Annotated in this window: 20 protein-coding genes; 1 reads left to right on the top strand and 19 read right to left on the bottom strand. The window is 61.1% G+C overall.

From position 1 onward, the window contains the following. Window positions 1–2: 2 nt before the first annotated feature. Window positions 3–2,132, bottom strand: a complete 2,130-nt coding sequence (gene flhA / locus AC1Q9F_RS23385) for a flagellar biosynthesis protein FlhA (protein WP_207985425.1) — start codon at window positions 2,130–2,132, stop codon at window positions 3–5. Between the two features lie 182 nt (window positions 2,133–2,314). Beyond that, window positions 2,315–2,980, bottom strand: coding sequence for a hypothetical protein (locus tag AC1Q9F_RS23380; RefSeq protein WP_492621013.1), 666 nt, complete (start codon window positions 2,978–2,980; stop codon window positions 2,315–2,317). Between the two features lie 713 nt (window positions 2,981–3,693). On the opposite strand from AC1Q9F_RS23380, the gene AC1Q9F_RS23375 reads away from it, so the two are divergent. Further along, a complete protein-coding gene (locus AC1Q9F_RS23375) occupies window positions 3,694–4,068 on the top strand; it encodes a DUF6124 family protein (protein WP_492621014.1) in 375 nt (124 codons plus the stop codon). Between the two features lie 219 nt (window positions 4,069–4,287). On the opposite strand, the gene flhB is transcribed toward AC1Q9F_RS23375, so the two are convergent. The 17 genes from flhB to fliF form a co-directional block, all read right to left on the bottom strand. Further along, window positions 4,288–5,427, bottom strand: coding sequence for a flagellar biosynthesis protein FlhB (gene flhB / locus AC1Q9F_RS23370; RefSeq protein WP_492621015.1), 1,140 nt, complete (start codon window positions 5,425–5,427; stop codon window positions 4,288–4,290). Between the two features lie 3 nt (window positions 5,428–5,430). Further along, complete coding sequence (gene fliR, locus AC1Q9F_RS23365; RefSeq protein WP_179692253.1) at window positions 5,431–6,216, bottom strand: flagellar biosynthetic protein FliR; 786 nt, start codon at window positions 6,214–6,216, stop codon at window positions 5,431–5,433. A 3-nt stretch (window positions 6,217–6,219) separates the two neighbouring features. Next, window positions 6,220–6,489, bottom strand: coding sequence for a flagellar biosynthesis protein FliQ (gene fliQ, locus AC1Q9F_RS23360; protein WP_179692254.1), 270 nt, complete (start codon window positions 6,487–6,489; stop codon window positions 6,220–6,222). Continuing rightward, on the bottom strand, window positions 6,486–7,244 hold the full coding sequence (fliP, locus tag AC1Q9F_RS23355) for a flagellar type III secretion system pore protein FliP (RefSeq protein WP_007951950.1): 759 nt from the start codon (window positions 7,242–7,244) through the stop codon (window positions 6,486–6,488). Before fliP ends, fliQ begins: the two co-directional genes overlap by 4 nt. Then, window positions 7,244–7,699 carry a flagellar biosynthetic protein FliO gene (gene fliO, locus AC1Q9F_RS23350; RefSeq protein ID WP_492621016.1) on the bottom strand — a complete coding sequence of 152 codons (456 nt, stop codon included), beginning with the start codon at window positions 7,697–7,699 and terminating at the stop codon, window positions 7,244–7,246. The genes fliP and fliO overlap by 1 nt, the downstream gene beginning before the upstream one ends. After that, window positions 7,700–8,158: a flagellar motor switch protein FliN gene (gene fliN, locus AC1Q9F_RS23345; RefSeq protein ID WP_492621017.1), complete on the bottom strand. Its 459-nt coding sequence runs from the start codon at window positions 8,156–8,158 to the stop codon at window positions 7,700–7,702. Window positions 8,159–8,214: 56 nt separating this feature from the next. After that, window positions 8,215–9,183, bottom strand: coding sequence for a flagellar motor switch protein FliM (fliM, locus tag AC1Q9F_RS23340; RefSeq protein ID WP_003222890.1), 969 nt, complete (start codon window positions 9,181–9,183; stop codon window positions 8,215–8,217). A 9-nt stretch (window positions 9,184–9,192) separates the two neighbouring features. Further along, entirely contained in the window at window positions 9,193–9,696 is a 504-nt protein-coding gene (fliL, locus tag AC1Q9F_RS23335) for a flagellar basal body-associated protein FliL (protein ID WP_492621018.1), read from the bottom strand. A 211-nt stretch (window positions 9,697–9,907) separates the two neighbouring features. Beyond that, complete coding sequence (locus tag AC1Q9F_RS23330) at window positions 9,908–11,269, bottom strand: flagellar hook-length control protein FliK (RefSeq protein WP_207985419.1); 1,362 nt, start codon at window positions 11,267–11,269, stop codon at window positions 9,908–9,910. A gap of 105 nt (window positions 11,270–11,374) precedes the next feature. Continuing rightward, the gene (locus AC1Q9F_RS23325) at window positions 11,375–11,722 is read right to left on the bottom strand and encodes an Hpt domain-containing protein (RefSeq protein WP_007951942.1); all 348 of its coding nucleotides are present in this window, start codon (window positions 11,720–11,722) and stop codon (window positions 11,375–11,377) included. A 30-nt stretch (window positions 11,723–11,752) separates the two neighbouring features. After that, entirely contained in the window at window positions 11,753–13,456 is a 1,704-nt protein-coding gene (locus AC1Q9F_RS23320) for an ATP-binding SpoIIE family protein phosphatase (protein WP_492621019.1), read from the bottom strand. Between the two features lie 5 nt (window positions 13,457–13,461). After that, a complete protein-coding gene (locus AC1Q9F_RS23315; RefSeq protein ID WP_492621020.1) occupies window positions 13,462–13,767 on the bottom strand; it encodes an STAS domain-containing protein in 306 nt (101 codons plus the stop codon). Between the two features lie 101 nt (window positions 13,768–13,868). Continuing rightward, window positions 13,869–14,318 carry a flagellar export protein FliJ gene (gene fliJ / locus AC1Q9F_RS23310; RefSeq protein WP_007951935.1) on the bottom strand — a complete coding sequence of 150 codons (450 nt, stop codon included), beginning with the start codon at window positions 14,316–14,318 and terminating at the stop codon, window positions 13,869–13,871. 6 nt (window positions 14,319–14,324) lie between these two features. Then, window positions 14,325–15,683, bottom strand: coding sequence for a flagellar protein export ATPase FliI (gene fliI / locus AC1Q9F_RS23305; RefSeq protein WP_207985417.1), 1,359 nt, complete (start codon window positions 15,681–15,683; stop codon window positions 14,325–14,327). Further along, window positions 15,673–16,479 carry a flagellar assembly protein FliH gene (fliH, locus tag AC1Q9F_RS23300; RefSeq protein ID WP_492621021.1) on the bottom strand — a complete coding sequence of 269 codons (807 nt, stop codon included), beginning with the start codon at window positions 16,477–16,479 and terminating at the stop codon, window positions 15,673–15,675. Before fliH ends, fliI begins: the two co-directional genes overlap by 11 nt. A 4-nt stretch (window positions 16,480–16,483) precedes the next feature. Then, window positions 16,484–17,503, bottom strand: coding sequence for a flagellar motor switch protein FliG (fliG, locus tag AC1Q9F_RS23295; protein WP_007958288.1), 1,020 nt, complete (start codon window positions 17,501–17,503; stop codon window positions 16,484–16,486). Continuing rightward, complete coding sequence (gene fliF, locus AC1Q9F_RS23290; protein ID WP_007958290.1) at window positions 17,496–19,283, bottom strand: flagellar basal-body MS-ring/collar protein FliF; 1,788 nt, start codon at window positions 19,281–19,283, stop codon at window positions 17,496–17,498. The genes fliG and fliF overlap by 8 nt, the downstream gene beginning before the upstream one ends. Between the last annotated feature and the right edge of the window lie 9 nt (window positions 19,284–19,292).

Below are 19,292 nucleotides of genomic sequence, written 5' to 3'. Positions count from 1 at the left end.
CCTCAGCCGTTGGGCCCTACTGTCGCAACGATGGTCACTTGCTTGTTGTCCGGAATTTCCTGGTAGGCCAGCACATGCAGTCCGGGAACTGCCAGGCGACCAAAGCGCGAGAGCATCGCGCGAACCGGGCCTGCTACCAACAGGATCACCGGCTGACCTTGCATTTCCTGGCGCTGCGCCGCTTCGATCAGCGAACGCTGCAGCTTCTCGGCCATGCTCGGCTCCAGCAGAACGCCCTCTTCCGAGCCTTGTCCTGCCTTCTGCAGACTATTGAGCAATATTTGTTCCAACCTTGGCTCCAGCGTGATAACTGGCAGCTCCGACTCAGTCCCTACAATGCTTTGGACGATGGCGCGGGATACGCCGACCCGCACAGCGGCCACCAAAGCGGCGGTATCTTGACTCTTGGCGGCATTGTTGGCGATGGCTTCGGCAATGCTGCGGATATCGCGCACCGGCACGTGTTCGGCCAGCAGCGCCTGCAATACCTTGAGCAGTTGCGACAGCGTGACCACGCCCGGCACCAGCTCTTCGGCCAGTTTCGGCGAGCTCTTGGCCAGCAATTGCATGAGTTGCTGCACTTCTTCGTGGCCGATCAGCTCACTGGAGTGCTTGTACAGAATCTGGTTCAAGTGGGTCGCAACCACGGTGCTGGCATCGACCACGGTATAACCGAGCGATTGTGCCTGCGCGCGCTGACTGACTTCGATCCACACCGCCTCCAGGCCGAAAGCCGGATCTTTGGCGGTAATGCCGTTGAGCGTGCCGTAGACCTGCCCCGGATTGATCGCCAGTTCGCGATCCGGGTAGATCTCGGCTTCGGCCAGGATCACGCCCATCAGGGTCAGGCGATAGGCGCTAGGCGCCAGGTCGAGGTTGTCGCGGATGTGCACGGTCGGCATCAGGAAGCCCAGATCTTGCGAGAGCTTTTTGCGCACGCCCTTGATCCGCGCCAGCAATTGCCCGCCCTGGTTGCGGTCCACCAGCGGAATCAGGCGGTAGCCGACTTCCAGGCCGATCATGTCGATCGGGGTCACGTCGTCCCAGCCCAGCTCCTTGGTTTCCATGGCGCGGGCCGGCGACGGCAGCAATTCCTGCTGACGCTGAACCTCTTGCAGCGCCTGCACCTTGGCGACGTTCTGCTTCTTCCAGAACAGGTAAGCGCCACCGGCGGCCAGAGCAGCCATGGACAGGAACGAGAAGTGCGGCATGCCCGGCACCAGGCCCATGACCGCCATCAGACCGGCAGCCACCGCCAGCGCTTTGGGCGAGGCGAACATCTGGCGATTGATCTGCTTGCCCATGTCTTCCGAACCGGAAGCACGGGTCACCATGATCGCCGCAGCTGTAGATAACAACAGTGATGGCAATTGCGCCACTAAACCGTCACCGATGGTCAGCAAGGCGTAAACCTTGCCCGCGTCGGCAAAGGTCATGTTGTGCTGGAAGATACCGACGGCCATGCCGCCGATCAGGTTGATGAACAGAATCAGCAGGCCGGCGATGGCGTCACCACGCACGAATTTGCTGGCACCGTCCATCGAACCGTAGAACTCTGCCTCTTGGGCGACTTCCTGACGACGGGCCTTGGCCTGGGCCTGATCGATCAGACCGGCGTTGAGGTCGGCGTCGATCGCCATTTGCTTGCCAGGCATCGCATCGAGGGTGAAACGCGCGCTCACCTCGGAGATCCGGCCGGCACCCTTGGTTACCACGACGAAGTTGATGATCATCAAGATCGCGAAGACCACGATACCGACCACGTAGTTACCGCCGATCACCACCTCACCGAAGGCCTGGATCACCTTACCGGCAGCGGCGTGGCCGTCCTGACCGTGGAGCATCACCACCCGCGTAGACGCCACGTTCAGCGCCAGTCGCAACAGCGTCGCCACCAGCAGGATCGTCGGGAACACCGCGAAATCCAGCGGCCGCAAGGCGTACACGCAGACCAGCAGCACGACGATCGACAGGGCAATGTTGAAGGTGAAGAACACGTCGAGCAGGAACGGCGGCACCGGCAACATCATCATCGCCAGCATGACCAGCAGCAACAGCGGCACACCCAGATTGCCCCGACTGAGGTCGGCAATGTTCGAGCGAGCACTGTTGATTAACTGAGAGCGATCCACCGGTTTTCCCCGTTCCTTTAAAGCAAACTTTTGACGCCCGAAGCAGGCGCACGGCGGCTACTGCAAGAAGCCTTCCAACTTTTGCAGGTGATTGAAATAGAGGGGGAGATAAGCTGTTCTGAGGCGTACAACCAGGGGCTCGCCTCAGAAAGCGAAACACGACGAGGCCAAGCCATCGACGGTTATGCGATCAGAATCTGCTGGGCGAAAATCGGACCTAATGCGAGGGCGTTGCTATCGAAGTACGGCGTCCCTTTGTAGAGAGGAGACCCGCCCACATCCACCAAAGCCTCCTCGGCGTGCATGACCACTACCACGGTTTCCGGGTTAAAGACCGAGACTTTTGTATCGCCCTTCATCAAATTGAGGCCCCACTCAAACCAGATAAGAGGCAAATCGCGGGGCTCGATTGGCGGATCTCCCGCCCCGAGCCGAAAGTATCGTCTGGAAGTGATATGAAAATTACCTCCCACCATTTGGAAGACCGGCTTGTCATAACGATGCTCCACCGGACCTCCTCCGCTCGACCATTCGTCCATGTAATAACCGGGGCTGCTGAACAGCGCAAACAGCGTCTGGTTATCGACGATGCTGCCTGCTGCACTAAACAAGTAATTGTAGGAATAGTGATACGCCACCCCAGACAACTCGGGGCGAATTGCGTTGATCGGGCCCGATAAATAACCCGGAATGTAGAAATTTGCCATTGCCTCGAACTTGGCAAAATCCAGAGCCAGCTCCCAGGTCATTTGGTAGTAAATGGCTCTCTGCGCCACGTCCCGCTCCAGCTTTCCCGAAATGAACTTCAACTTCATCCCGTCCAGATGTTTGTATAAGCGCGTCGTCATAATGACTCCTTCAGCCCTGAGTGGATGACTCATTCCCGGCGCTTTCAATGCGCGAGCATTCATCGGGATGAGGACAAGGCCAATGGGGCGCCAGAGGGCGGTGCCTGTCTACTGTCAGAACTAACAGGTGACGAGGGATTTCCGACGAGCGGAAAACGGGACGAAAGGAAAAACGGGACATAAAACGCGACGGATTTATTTACCAAGGATTGAAACAGAGGGCTTGAGCGTGATTTTTCTGCTGACCGGGATGCCGCTTTCGCGAGCAGGTCGAATCGTCGCACCGTCGCTCCCACGCTTGGAATGCATTTCCTGCTCGCGAAGGGGGCCAAGAAGTCAGCACAAAATGCCTTTTAAACTCGGGTGTTTAAAAGACACCTTCAGACACGCCTTACAGGCTACGAATCCTTGCGCCGTTGCCTACAGCTACGCCAGAATCCGCCGGCTTGTGCGCTGTGGGGTCGGGTTCTATTGTGAGTCGGTCGCTGACGAATCAGCGATCGAGTTTAGCGACTCGGCTCAATTTAAAGGTGCACCAGCGTTCCAGGCTTCGTTGTGGATCTATTTGTCTGCAATTTCGTTATGGTGGCTGTATGCGGGAGACCCTCGTGGTCTACCCGGGTGCCTTTGACCGGTTCGCTAACCCGCGTACAGCCGCCACCCTTCCTGTTTAGCGACTGGATTTGGCGGCTCCACCACAAAGGAGCTTCACCATGATCAAACCCACACCCAATCCACCCGAAACCGACCCCGCCTCGCCCTACGAATCCGCCGATTCCAGAAAGCTTCACGAAGCCGCCGACCGCGCCCTCGATCACTATCTCTGCCCGCCCGGTTCCACGCCTCCACCGCGCAAGACCCGCCGAATGTACGCCGTCACCGCGGACTTCAAAAACGAAGAGCTGCTGGCCGATGCCTGCGAAACCCTGGCCTCAGCCAGAACCATCGTCAATGACTTCACCCACCTCATGCCTGCGTCGCAGCGCAGGACGCTGGTGGGGATTGCGCAACTGATCATGCTCGGGGAGCTGGCAGTGAATCGGGTGCTGGATAATCTGGAAATACCGCAGTCGCCGAACCCGGTGTAAAGGCTTGAGTGATGTGTCGTGGCTGCTGACGTCATCGCGAGCAAGCTCGCTCCCACAGTGATTTGTGGTGTGCTCATATTTTCAGAGCGACGCTAAACCTGTGGGAGCGACGGTGCGACGATTCGACTTGCTCGCGAAAGCGGCCTCACAGGCAACACAGGTCATCGGGCATAAAAAAACCGCCACCGGGTTCAATCAGGTGGCGGTTTTTTTGTTTCATCAGGAATCGCGGCGCAGATCTGGCGGAATTGGCAGATCGTCCTTGAGCGGTTCCGGGAACTTGCCCTTGCCCGCGCGGTGCTGGCGGATCTGGTAGACATAGGCCAGCACCTGAGCGACCGCCAGGTACAGACCACCGGGGATTTCTTCTTCCAGCTCCGTGGAGTAATAGATCGAACGCGCCAGCGCTGGCGATTCGAGGAGCATGACGTTGTTGGCCACGGCGATTTCGCGGATCTTCAGCGCCAGGAAGTCGCTGCCCTTGGCTAGCAGCATCGGCGCCCCGCCCTTCTCGGCGTCGTACTTGAGCGCCACGGCGTAGTGGGTCGGGTTGGTGATGACCACGTCGGCATCCGGGATCGCCGCCATCATCCGCCGCTGCGACATCTCGCGCTGAACCTGGCGAATTCGCTGTTTGACCTCCGGCCGACCTTCCTGGTCCTTGTGCTCGTCGCGTACTTCCTGCTTGGTCATCTTGAGCTTCTTGATGCTCTCCCAAATCTGCACGGGCACATCGACAGCGGCGATGATGATCAACCCGCACGCCAGCCACAGAGAGCTCCAGCCCACCAGTTGCAAGCTGTGAATGATCGCCCGGTCCAGTGGTTCGTGGGCGATGCGCAGCAGGTCGTCGATGTCCGAATTGAGCACCACCAGCGCCACACCCAACGTGATGAGAAACTTGGCCAGCGCCTTGAGCAGCTCGATCACGGCCTTCATCGAGAACATCCGCTTGAGGCCCGCCGCCGGGTTCATCCGGCTGAACTTGGGTGCCAGCGAACCGGCGGCGAACAGCCAGCCACCCAGCGCGATCGGCCCGAGGAAAGCCGCCAGCAACAGGGTGATCATGATCGGCTGGATCGCCAGCAATGCCTGCAATCCGGAACTCATCAGGAACGTCGCCATGGAGCGCTCGTCCATGATCACTTCCCGCGACAGCGTGAAGTTCTGGCGCATCAACTCCATCAATTCCTGCGCCAGCATCCCGCCAAAAATCAGCAGTGCGGCAGAACCGGCGAGCATGATCGCCAGCGTGTTGAGTTCCTTGGAGCGCGCGATCTCACCCTTTTCCCGGGAGTCCTTCTTGCGCTTCTCCGTGGGGTCTTCTGTTTTATCCTGACCGCTCTCGCTCTCAGCCATGACTCAGCGCGCCCTTGCCAGTTCGCGTAAAAACTGCAAAGCCTCGGAGGCCAGCGGTTGATACTGATTGAGAATGTCTGCCAGCCCGACCCAGACGAAGAACAGACCGAGCACCAGGGTCAGCGGAAAACCGATGGAGAAAATGTTGAGCTGCGGTGCAGCGCGGGTCATCACGCCCAAAGCGATGTTGACCACCAGCAGCGCGGTGATCGCCGGCAGCACCAGCAATAACGCGGCGCCCAATACCCAGCCGAGTTTGCCGGCCAGCTCCCAGTAATGCGTGGTCATCAGCCCGCCGCCGACCGGCAGCGTGGTAAAGCTTTCGGTAAGCACTTCGAACACCACCAGGTGCCCGTTCATCGACAGGAACAACAAGGTCACCAGCATCGTGAAGAACTGCCCGATCACCGCCACCGACACGCCGTTGGTAGGGTCGATCATCGATGCGAAGCCCATGCCCATCTGGATCGCGACGATCTGCCCCGCCACCACGAAGGCCTGAAAGAACAACTGCAGAGAGAAGCCCAGCACCGCACCGACCAGAATCTGCTCGGCAATCAGCAGCAGGCCGCTGAGGTCCAGAGGGCTGACCGCCGGCATCGGCGGCAGATTGGGCGTGATCACCACGGTAATCGCGAAGGCGAAGTACAGACGGATCCGCCGGGGCACCAGCGTGGTTCCGAAGACGGGCATCACCATCAACATCGAGGCAACGCGAAACATCGGCAGCATGAACGACGCTACCCAGGTGCTGATCTGGGTATCCGTCAACTGAAGCAGCGATTGCATGGCTTAGCCGATGACCATCGGAATGTTTTTGTACAACTGTGTGATGTATTCCATGAACGTCTGCACCAGCCACGGGCCGGCGACGATCAGCGTTACCAGCATCACCAGCAGACGCGGCAGGAAGCTCAGGGTCTGTTCGTTGATCTGGGTGGCGGCCTGGAACATCGACACCACCAGCCCCACCAGCAGGCTCGGGACCACCAGGATCGCCACCATCATGGTGGTCAGCCACAGGGCCTCGCGAAAGATGTCGACCGCTACTTCTGGCGTCATGGCGATACACCTCCGAAACTGCTGGCCAGGGTGCCGATGATCAGCGCCCAGCCATCCACCAGCACGAACAGCATGATTTTGAACGGCAGGGAAATGATCAGCGGCGACAGCATCATCATACCCATCGCCATCAGCACGCTCGCGACCACCAGGTCGATGATCAGGAACGGGATGAAGATCATGAAGCCGATCTGGAACGCGGTCTTCAGTTCAGACGTCACGAACGCCGGCACCAGAATCGTCAGCGGTGCCTGATCCGGCGTCGCGATGTCGGTGCGCTTGGACAGGCGCATGAACAGCTCCAGATCGCTCGAGCGGGTCTGGGCGAGCATGAAATCCTTGATCGGCACCTGAGCCTTTTCCACTGCCTGCTGGGCCGTCAGCTTTTCCGCGAGGTACGGCTGCAAGGCATCGTTGTTCACGCGATCGAACACCGGCGCCATGATGAACAGCGTCAGGAACAGCGCCATGCCGGTGAGGATCTGGTTCGACGGCGTCTGCTGCAGGCCCAGGGCCTGACGCAGGATCGAGAAGACGATGATGATCCGGGTGAAACTGGTCATCAGGATGACGGCGGCCGGAATGAAGCTCAGCGCCGTCATGATCAGCAGGATCTGCAGGCTGACCGAATACTCCTGCGCGCCCTCGGCGTTGGTGCCCAAAGTGATCGCCGGGATCGACAACGGATCGGCGGCGAACGCCAGCGGCGCGGCCAACATCAAGGCCAGGGTCAAGACGATGCGCAACGCACCCATTACTTCTTATCCTTCTGATCCTTGCCGAGGATCTTCAACAGATGCTGGGCAAATTCCGGAGTCGCTTTGTCGGCGGTGCCCGGCACCTCGACCGGCTCTTTGAGCACATGCAACGCAGTGATGGTTCCGGGACTGAGGCCGAGCAGGATCTGCTCGTTGCCGACCTGCACCAGCACCAGACGGTCACGCGGCCCGAGCGCGCGGGAACCGATCAACTCGATCACCTGGCCCTTGCCGGCGGGACCCGCCTGCTGCACCCGGCGCAACAGCCAGGCGAGGAAGAAGATCAACCCCAGCACCAGCAACAGACCCAGTACCAGTTGCGTCAGCTGCCCCGCCACGCCGCTGTTGACGGCCGGCGCAGCAGCCGCAGTCGCCGCCACCGGCTCGGCCGCCAGCACGCTGAACGGCAATGCCAGTGCCAGACCGGACAAAGCACCCAGAACCTTTTTCACTCAGCGCAGCTTCTTGATGCGTTCGCTCGGGCTGATCACGTCGGTCAGACGGATGCCGAACTTTTCGTTGACCACGACCACTTCACCGTGAGCGATCAGGGTGCCGTTGACCAGCACGTCCAGCGGCTCGCCGGCCAGACGATCGAGCTCGATCACCGAACCCTGGTTGAGTTGCAGCAGATTGCGGATGTTGATGTCGGTGCTGCCCACTTCCATCGAGATCGACACCGGAATGTCGAGGATCACGTCCAGGTTCGGACCGTCGAGGGTCACCGGGTCGTTGTTCTTCGGCACGCTGCCGAACTCTTCCATCGGCAGACGGTTGGAGCTCGAGGAGCCCGCATCGGCGGCCAGCAGCGCGTCGATGTCGGCCTGCCCGGCTTCACCGGTTTCTTCCAGGGCGGCAGCCCATTCATCGGCCAGTGCCTGATCGTCCTGGGCGTTCATATCGTCGTTCATCATTTGTCCTCGGCGGGCAACAATTCAGTTAAATGCGTAAGGGGTGTTGCGCCGCTTCAGCGGCGCTCGATCGGCTCGATGACCTGCAACGCGAGATTGCCTTTGTGCGAGCCCATCTTGACCTTGAAGGCCGGCACGCCGTTGGCGCGCATGATCATGTCTTCCGGCATCTCGACCGGAATCACGTCACCCGGCTGCATGTGCAGGATGTCGCGCAGTTTCAACTGGCGGCGCGCCACGGTGGCACCGATCGGCACGTCGACGTCGAGCACGTCCTGGCGCAGGGCGTTGACCCAGCGCTCGTCCTGGTCGTCGAGGTCCGACTGGAAACCGGCGTCGAGCATTTCGCGCACCGGCTCGATCATCGAGTACGGCATGGTTACGTGCAGATCGCCGCCACCGCCGTCGAGTTCGATGTGGAACGTGGAGACCACGATCGCTTCGCTCGGGCCGACGATGTTGGCCATCGCCGGGTTCACTTCCGAGTTGATGTACTCGAAGTTGACTTCCATGATCGCCTGCCAGGCTTCCTTCAAATCGACAAACGCCTGCTCCAGCACCATGCGCACCACGCGCAGTTCGGTCGGGGTGAATTCACGCCCTTCGATCTTGGCGTGACGGCCGTCGCCGCCGAAGAAGTTGTCCACCAGCTTGAACACCAGTTTGGCGTCGAGGATGAACAGCGCGGTGCCGCGCAGGGGTTTGATCTTGACCAGGTTGAGGCTGGTCGGCACGTACAGCGAGTGCACGTATTCGCCGAACTTCATCACCTGTACGCCACCGACGGCAACGTCCGCCGAGCGGCGCAGCATGTTGAACATGCTGATGCGGGTGTAGCGGGCAAAACGCTCGTTGATCATTTCCAGAGTCGGCATGCGTCCACGGACGATGCGATCCTGGCTGGTCAGGTCGTAGCTTTTGACACTGCCGGGTTCGGCAGCGTTATCGGTCTGTACCAGACCATCGTCGACGCCATGCAACAGCGCGTCGATTTCATCCTGGGACAGCAGATCCTGCACGGCCATGTCGTGTTCCTACTGCAGTACGAAATTAGTGAAAAGCAACTGTTCGATCACCACTTTGCCCAGCTCTTTCTGCGCCACTTCCTGGACGCTGGCTGTGGCCTTCTGGCGCAGCATCTCTTGACCGACCGGCGTCGCCAAAGTGGCGAAGTCCTGACCGGAGAAGAGCATGACCAAGTTGTTGCGGATCACCGGCATGTGCACTTTGAGCGCTTCCAGATCCGCCTGATTGCGCGCCAGCATGGTGATGCTCACCTGCATGTAGCGCTGACGGCCGTTCTGGTTGAAGTTGGCCACGAAGGCCGGTGCCATCGGCTCGAAAATCGCCGGTTGCTTGCCGACCGGGGCCGCTTCGGCGGCCGCCGCAGGCTTGCTCTGGGCACTGTGCATGAAGAACCACGTCGCCCCCACGGACGTACCGATCGCCAGCAACAGACCCAGCACGATCATGATGATCAGCTTGAGTTTGCCTTTGGTTGCGGGGTCTTTTACTGCTGCAGCTTCGCTCTTCGCCATGCCAATAATCCGTCACTAATCGGGTTTTCACAGTCGCACGGCAAGGCAAGAGCAAGTGTTATGCCAGAAGTGTCGGAGGGGTAGAGAGGGCCGCGCAAACAACTGTGGGAGCGAGCTTGCTCGCGAAAGCGGTTTAACATTCAACACAGGTGTTGTTCGTCAAAAAGCCTTCGCGAGCAAGCTCGCTCCCACAGTTAATTTGCCTCGTATATCAGGCGTAGTAGTCGACAGCGCTGGAGCCGATCACGTGCGTGGCGGTGGCCGCCGCTTCAGCCACGGCCGCCGGCGTCAACTCTTCTTCGGCCGAATCCAGGCGACCGCCGGCAGCGCTGGTGCGACCGCCCTGCCCCTGCTGCGCCTGTTCCTGGCCCTGACCCTGCCAGCCACGGTTCTGGTCGGAAACGTTGACGTCGACCTGCCCCATGCCTTGCTGGTTGAACATGTCGCGCAGGCGGTGCATCTGACCGTCGAGGGCTTCACGCACGCTCGGATGCGCGCTCATGAAGGTCACCTGGGTCTGCTGGTCCGGGACCATGTTCACCCGGATATCCAGACGCCCCAGCTCGGCTGGTTGCAACTGGATGTCAGCCGCCTTCAGGTTGTTGCTCGACAGGTACATGACACGGTTGACCACTTCTTCGGTCCAGCCGTTCTGGTGCATGGCAATCGGCTGGTTCACCGGCACCGCGTTGGCGGTTTTCGGCGTGGCCGCTTGGGTCAGCGCCGCCAGACGGTTGGCGAAGTCATCCACGCGGGTGTCGCTGGTGGCGGTCTTCAAGTCTTTCAGACCGTCATCGATCAGACCGCTGAACGCTTTCTCACCGCCCTCACTGGTGCTGTCCTTGTCAGCCTGCACATCGAGCATGCTGGCCATGCCGGCAGCGAAGTTCTGCGCCGAGGTCAATTCACCGTCAGCCTGAGCCTGTGCCGGGGTGGCTTTGGGCTGGGACTGGCTGGAAGCGGAAATGTGACCACTCTGCTCCATGGCCATGCGCACGGCAGGCAGCGAATCCAGTGGATCCGCCTCGGGGTCGAAAGCAGGATCAGTGGTCGGCGCCGGATCCTTGACCATGCCCGGCAATGCCGCCACGGCAGGCTGATCGGTTTGCGGTTTCGCGGCGGTATCGACGACGGGAGTGGCCACCACCGGTGCCGTAACGACGGGCTCTACCGCTGCCATCAGCGCCGGGTCCACGGGCGCCGTGTCGACCACGGGAGCCGGCACGGTTTCAGCCGTTTCGTCATCGCTAGTGGTCTTGTCGTCCGTTGCCGCTGTCGCCGGTTTGTCGGCGGGCAAGGCTTTGCCGCTATCGGCAACCGCCGGCTCCGGGGCGGCAGACTGATCCTTGCCCACGTCTTTCTTGCCGCTGTTGTCGGCCACCTTGTCACGGGCAGGTTTTGCCGAATTGTCGACGGTCACCGAGGGCTTGTTCGAGCCCTGATCGGCAAACACCTGAGCGAAGCTGGAGGCCTTGTCCCCGGGCTCTGCGGCCACTGCCGATGATTTGGCCGAGGCAGCTTGTGCCTTGGCCTGGGCGGCGGTCTGAAGAAGAATGTTGGGGCTTGCAGGCATGGCACGGTCTCCGCTGCACTGGGATCGTAGGTACAGTTGGGATAGATGACTGCAAGTGCCGGGCCAGTTTCGTCAGCAATCCGACAAAATCGCCCGGCGGTAGAGTCAGTGGGTCAGCGAGCGCTGTCGTTCGGCGACATAAACGGGCCGCACATCGGCGAATTCGCTATGAATATCGGCGACAAGCTTGATGATTTCAGAAGGGCTTTTGTCTTTGGCATGCTGTTCCAGCTCCTGGCACAGCACCGCAAGACGGGTCGCGCCCATGTTGCTGCTGCTGCCCTTGAAGCTGTGTGCAACGGAAGACAATGCGTCGGCATCGGCAGTCTGCTGCAACTCGCGCAGGCGATTTTCGGAATCGGCGAGGAAGGTATCCAGCAGTTCCGGATAGCTGTCCTCCATCACTTCCCGCAGCGCGCTTAGCGCCTCGTGGTCCACATGTGTATCAGCCACTTGTTCACTCCTTGATCAAGAATGCGCGGATTATGCCAGAGCCTCCCAGAAAAACTCCACGCGAGCACTGCGACCATCGTCTGACCAGCTGGCATTACGCGCCAATTGCCGGATCAGACTGACCCCGCGCCCCGACAGACGGACACCGTCGAGCGGCCGCTCCATCACGCGCGAGACATCGAATCCCTGGCCGCTGTCTTCGACCCGCACCACCAGACAACCACCCTCACCTTCCGGCCGCACCTGCAAATGCACGCGCACGTAACCGTCCTGCAAGGCCTCGAGGCGCGCATTGCGCTGCTCATAATAACGGGCGAAACCCGACGCATCGCGCTTGAGGCTCGAATCCAGACCCAGCACGCCATGCTCGAGCGCGTTGGAATAAAGCTCGGCCAGCACGCTGTACAGTGCGCCACTCTGCGCCCGCAATCCATGTACCTCCAGCAGCAACTGCAACAGATAAGGCAACGGATTGAAGCGCTTGAGCGTGGCACCGCGAAATTCGAAGCTCACCGACCAGTCCAGCGGACAGGACTGACCACTGTCGGAATACACCGGCGCCGACGGATTGACCTGCGCCATTTCCAGCAGGCTGACCTCGACCATGCTCACATCGTCCCGGGCCTCACCGCGAAAATCCTGCAACGCCTGCTCGATTTCCTCGAACAGCCGATCCGGCTGGCGATTGGCGGCGAACACTTGGTGCAAGCGCTCGACACCGAACAACTGATCGTTGGCATCGCAGGTGTCGATGACCCCGTCGGAAAGCAGGAACACCCGATCGCCCACCGCCATCGAGTGAACCTCGGTGCGGTCATCGAAGGTCTGCGGGCTGAGCACACCCAGCGGCAGATGCCGAGCCGCCAGTGGCTTGCGCTCCCCGGTAGCCAGGCAATGCAGATAACCGTCGGGCATGCCGCCGTTCCAGACTTCCACCGAGCGCCGCTGAAAACTCAGGCACAACAGCGTCGCGCAGCAGAACATGTCCACCGGCAGGATGCGCTTGAGCTTGGCGTTCATTTCTCGCAGGGTTTCGGCCAGACCGTAACCTTTGGCGGTCATGCCATAGAACACCTCGGCCAGCGGCATGGCACCGACCGCCGCCGGCAAGCCGTGACCGGTGAAATCACCGAGCAACACATGCATGTCGCCGGCCGGGGTGTACGCCGCCAACAGCAGGTCGCCGTTGAACAGCGCATAGGGTGATTGCAGGTAACGGATGTTCGGCGCGCTCAGGCAGCCGGAGTGCGCGACCTTGTCGAACACGGCCTTGGCGACCCGTTGCTCGTTGAGCAGATACTCGTGGTGTTTGGCGATCAGATCGCGCTGCTGAAGAACCGTGGCCTGCAAGCGTCGCAAGCGATCCATCGCCTTGATTTTGGCGGCGAGGATCACCTGATTGTAGGGCTTCGCCAGAAAGTCGTCACCGCCGGCCTCAAGGCAGCGAGCCAGGGCTTCACTTTCCGTCAGCGACGTGAGGAAGATGATCGGCACCAGGTTCTCACCCGCCAGCTTCTTGATCTGGCGCGCGGCTTCGAACCCGTCCATCACCGGCATCATGGCGTCCATCAACACCAGATGCGGTTTTTGCCGGATAAACGCCTCGACCGCCTCCGCCCCGTGGGTGGCCGTCAGCACTTCATGCCCCTGACGACGGACGATGGTCGACAACAACAGCCGGTCGGCGGCGCTGTCTTCGGCGATCAGGATCGTCAGCGGCTCTTGCGGCTGCATGGCCGTCAACTGATGTCGAACAGTTTGTCGAAGTTGGAAATGGCGAGGATCTTGCGCACATCCGAATTGCTGTTGATCACTCGTACATCCGAGTCGTCACCACCCGCGTGATCACGCAGCAGAAGCAGCATGCCCAGCGCTGAACTGTCGAGATAGGTGGCATCCTTGAGATCCACGACGATGGCGTCGGGCTTTCTGTTGAGTCGCTCGTAGGACTCGCGAAACTCCTGATGGCGACCGAAATCGAACCGGCCCTTGATCGAAATCGTCAGCTTTTGCCCATCCGGAGAGACTTCTGTAACGACTGACATGTACTGGCTTCCTTGTCATTGACGAACGTGTACAAGGTTTAGCACCTGGAGGGGCCATGGGCAAGGCGCGATGGCGTCGGGATCTGTGCGAGATCTGCCCGTCAAAACGCCTCGTGGCGCGGCAAACGCTGGGACAACTCGTCCAGCAGCTTCTGTTCGCGCTTGTCTTCGGCACGCTGCGCTTCATCCAGATAACGCTGTACAAGCTTGCGCAGACCTTCGACCCGGGCGAATGCCTGCTGCCAGGCATCGCGGGCCTTGTCCAGGTTGTTCTGGTGCCATTGCAGACTTTGACGCTGTTGATCGACGGCGGTGTCGAGTTGCGCCAGAAAGCCCTGAAAACCCAGCAGCCATTGCCCGGAAACACCCGTGCTGCCGCGAACGATCCACTGCTCGGAGTAATCCAGACGAAAGGCATGCAGGTCGGCGAGTTTGCTCTCGGCCACCTTCACCTGACCCTGAAAGTAACCCAGGCGCTGCACGGCGGTTTTCTCGGCCTTCTCGGCCATGTCCACCACTGGCGCCAGACGCGCGGCTCGACTCAGGGCCATGACCGGTTACCCGCCGGCCGCCGGGGCGAAAATCGTTTCGAGGTACGCCTCGCTTTCACCCAGGCTGATGTTGTCGTTGAGACCCTGACGCAGGTATCTGACCAATTGCGGTTGCAGATTGATGGCAAGGTCGGTCTCGCGATCACCGCCAGCGACATAGGCGCCGACGCTGATCAGGTCGCGGCTCTGTTGGTAGCGCGACCACAGCTGCTTGAAGTATTGCGCGCGGGTCATGTGTTCCGGCGACACCACCGCCGGCATCACCCGGCTGATCGAGGCTTCGATATCGATGGCCGGGTAATGACCTTCCTCGGCCAGCCGCCGAGACAACACGATGTGCCCGTCGAGCACACCCCGCGCCGAGTCGGCAATCGGGTCCTGCTGGTCATCGCCCTCGGACAGTACGGTGTAGAACGCGGTGATCGAACCCCCGCCCTTCTCCGCATTACCGGCGCGCTCCACCAGTTTCGGCAGCTTGGCAAACACCGAAGGCGGATAGCCCTTGGTCGCCGGCGGCTCGCCAATGGCCAGGGCGATCTCCCGCTGGGCCTGGGCGAAACGGGTCAGGGAATCCATCAGCAACAGGACGTTCTTGCCCTTGTCGCGGAAATACTCGGCGATCCGCGTGCAGTACATCGCCGCGCGCAGACGCATCAGGGGCGCATCGTCCGCTGGCGACGCCACCACCACGGAACGCTTGAGGCCTTCTTCACCGAGGATGTGCTCGATGAACTCTTTAACTTCTCGACCCCGCTCACCGATCAGACCGACGACGATGATGTCGGCCTCGGTGAAGCGGGTCATCATGCCGAGCAACACCGACTTACCGACACCGGTACCGGCGAAGAGACCCAGACGCTGGCCGCGACCGACCGTCAACAAACCGTTGATGCAACGGATGCCGACGTCCAGCGGCACGCTGATCGGGTCACGGTTGAGCGGGTTGATCGTCGGGCCGTCCATCGGCACCCAGTCTTCGGCCTTCATGCCGCCCTTGCCGTCCAGCGCACGTCCGGCGCCGTCGAGCACGCGACCGAGCATGCTCATGCCCATCGGCAAACGACCGGTGTCGGCCAGCGGCACCACGCGGGCGCCCGGGGCAATGCCGGCTACGCTGCCGACCGGCATCAGGAACACCTTGCTGCCGGAGAAGCCCATGACTTCGGCTTCAACCTGGGACGGGTGATAGGTGTCGTCGTTGATCACCATGCAGCGGGTACCCATGGCGGCGCGCAGACCTTCGGCTTCGAGCGTCAGGCCGACCATGCGCAGCAGGCGCCCTTCGAGGATCGGCGCACCGGCGATTTCGGTGGCCTCGGCGTAGGTGCTCAGGCGCTTGGCGAAACTGGTGCGTTCAAGGCGCATCGGGGGCGTCCGCGAGCGGCTCTTCTGCGACCGGTGCCGGTTTTGGCGCTTCCGGCAGGTCCAGGCTCAGGTCCGGCGCGGCCGGGTGCAGGGCCTGTTCGTGCAACTGGTCGAACAGCTTGGCCATGACCTGGCTGACGCGGGTTTCGATACTGGCGTCGATCCGGCTGTGGTCGGTCTCGACCCGGCAACCGCCCGGCAGCAGGGATTCGTCCTCGACAATGCGCCAGGTTTCCTCATGACGTTCGCGCAGGGCTTTGACCTGTTCGAAATCCTGCGGGTTGACGTATAGCCGCACATTGCCCACGCCCAGCGGCAACAGCTTGAGCGCGTCGCGCATGACGTGTTCGATCTGCGTCGAGTCGATGGCCAGCTCGCGCTGAATCACCTGTTTGGCGATGTGCTGCACGAGGTCGACCAGCGACTTTTCAATCTGGGTGTCTTGCTCGGCGATGGGCTCGAACAGGTGGCCCATCAGTTGCTCAAGGCTGTTGACCTTGGCCGTCAGGACCACTTCGGCTTCCTGGCGCACTTTGAGGGTGGCGCTGTGAAAGCCTTCCTTTTCGCCGATGGCGAAGCCCTCGTTGTAGGCCTCCTGACGGATGCTTTCGAGTTCTTCCAGAGTCAGTGGCTGGACTTCTTCCAGCGGCACTTCTTCCATTTCCGGCGGTTCGGGCTCCGGTTCCGGCTCGGGCTCAGGTTTCGGCGGATCGAAGCTGGGCAAGGCCCAGGTATCGAAACCGCGGACGTCCCGGGCACGGATCAGGTCCGTCACATCGTCGTCATGCTTGTCCATGGGCTTAGATCATTTCCTCGCCGCCCTTGCCGCCGAGCACGATTTCTCCGGCTTCGGCCATACGGCGGGCGATGGTGAGGATTTCCTTCTGCGCGGTCTCCACGTCGCTGACGCGCACCGGGCCCTTGGCCTCGAGGTCGTCGCGCAGCAGTTCGGCAGCACGCTTGGACATGTTCTTGAAGATCTTCTCTTTGACACCTTCGTCCGAACCCTTGAGGGCCAGCACCAGCACGTCGGAGGAGACTTCGCGCAACAGCGCCTGGATACCGCGGTCGTCGACATCGGCCAGGTTGTTGAACACGAACATGAGGTCTTCGATCTGACCGGACAGGTCTTCGTCGACTTCGCGGATCGAGTCCATGAGCTGGCCTTCGATCGAGCTGTCGAGGAAGTTCATGATGTCCGCCGCCCGCTTGATACCACCCAGGGTGGTGCGCGAGGCGTTCGAGTTGCCGGAGAACTGCTTCTCGAGGATCTGGTTCAATTCTTTCAGCGCGGCCGGCTGCACGGTGTTCAACGACGAGACGCGCAGGATGATGTCCAGACGCACTTTGTGGTCGAAGTTGCCCAGCACTTCACCGGCCTGATCCGGATCGAGGTACGCGACCACGATCGCCTGAATCTGCGGGTGCTCGTAACGGATCACGTCGGCAACGGCGCGCGGCTCCATCCATTTCAGGCTGTCGAGGCCACTGGTGTTGCCACCCAGCAGAATGCGGTCGATCAGGCCGTTGGCCTTGTCTTCACCCAGGGCCTGGGTGAGCATTTTGCGCACGTAGTCGTCGGAGCCGACGCCCAGGCTGGTCTGGTCGCCGACGATGTCGACGAACTCGCTCATGACCTGCTCGACCTGCTCACGGTGGACGTTGCCCATCTGGGCCATGGCCACACCGACTCGCTGGACCTCTTTGGGGCCCATGTGGCGCAGCACTTGTGCGGCATCGGTCGAACCCAGGGACAGCAGCAGAATCGCGGCTTTATCGACCCGGGACAGTTTGGCGACGGCGGCTCGGTTATCACTCATCTGCGTTAATCCACTCTTTCACGACCTGGGCCACACGACCCGGGTCTTCTGCCACCAGACTCTTGATTGCGTTCAACTGAGCGTCATAACCCTCGCTCGGGCTCGGCAGCAGAATGCTGGTCGGGCCGCCGAGGCTGACGCGATCGTTGGACAGTTCACCATCCAGACCGCCCATGCCACCGAGTTCCATGTCGCCGCCCAGACCGGCCAGCTCCTTGCTTTTGCCGCCACCGGTGATGTTGTTGAGCACCGGACGCAGCACGCCGAACACCAGCACCAGGATGAACAACACACCCAGCACTTGTTTGACGATGTCCCAGAACCATGGCTGGGAGTAGAACGGAATGTCGGCGATCACTTCGCCGCGCTCGGCGGAGAACGGCATGTTGATCACGCTGACGCTGTCGCCACGGCTGGCGTCGAAGCCGACAGCGTCCTGTACCAGACGGGTGAAGCGCGCCAATTCGTCGGCGCTCCACGGCGCACGGGTGGTTTCGCCGTTGGCCGGATTGATCTTGACCTGATCGTCCACCACCACCGACACCGACAGGCGATTCAGGCGACCCTGCTGCTGTTTGGTGTGGCTGATGGAACGGTCGAGTTCGAAGTTCTTGGTGGATTGTTGACGCTTGTCCGCCGGATACGGTGCGAGCATCGGCTGGCCGGTGGCCGGATCCATGATCTGCTGACCGTTGGCATCAACCAGTGGCTGACCTGGCTGCACCATGCTTGCCGGCGCGGCTGCACCACCGGTGGTCTGCGGCGCCGAAGCCGGCGACGGTGGCTGGTTGCTCAAGGCACCCGGCACACCTTGCGGGCCATTGCTGGCGGTGCGTTGTTCGTTGACCGACTGCTCGCTGCGCAGGGCCGGTTGATCCGGGTTGAACTGCTCGGCGGTCGATTCGACGGCACTGAAATCAACGTCGGCCGACACTTCAGCCTTGTAGCGATCGTTGCCCAGTACCGGTTGCAGAATGTTGTGCACGCGCTGGGTGAGCATGCTTTCCATGCGGCGGCTGTAGTCAAACTGCTTGCCGGCCATGGTCATTTCGGAGTTTTCCGCCTGATCCGACAGCAGGTTGCCCTTCTGGTCGACGACGGTGATCTGCGATTTGCTCAGCTCGGGAACGGAGGTTGCCACCAGATTGATGATGGCAACGACCTGGCCTGGCTCCAGCGAACGACCGGAGTACAGCTCGACCAGTACCGAAGCGCTTGGCTTGCGTTCGTCACGGACGAACACCGAACTTTTCGGGATCGCCAGGTGAACGCGCGCGCCCTTGACGTTGTTCAGGCTGGAAATGGTGCGGGCCAGCTCGCCTTCGAGGCCGCGACGATAACGGGTCGCTTCCATGAACTGGCTGGTGCCCAGACCCTGTTCCTTGTCGAGAATCTCAAAACCGATGTTGCCGTCGCTGGGAGTGACACCAGCGGCCGCGAGCTTGAGCCGCGCGCGGGACAGGTCATCGGCCTTGACCAGCAAGGCGCCGGAATTCGGTTCGACGGTGTAGGGAATATCGGCGGAGGCCAGGGTGTCCATGACCTGCTTGGCGTCCATACCGGCAAGGCTGCCGTACAGAGGCCGGTAGTCCGGTTGCTGCGACCACAGCACCACGGCAAAGCCAATCGCCACGCTCGCGGCCAGGCCGACCAACAGGCCCACCTGACGCAGCACGGTCATCTCGGAGAGGTTTTCCAGGAAGGACAGGCCGAACAGCGGCGGTTTGCCGTCTATCGGGGTGGCCTTGGCCGGAACGTTATCGGCGACTGCTTCTGCCATGACTCAATC

The sequence above is a fragment of the Pseudomonas sp. GW823-FHT04A03 genome, from assembly GCF_058796615.1.
Note: the sequence above shows the minus strand (reverse complement) of the source record. Positions and strands in the feature narration are given on the sequence as shown.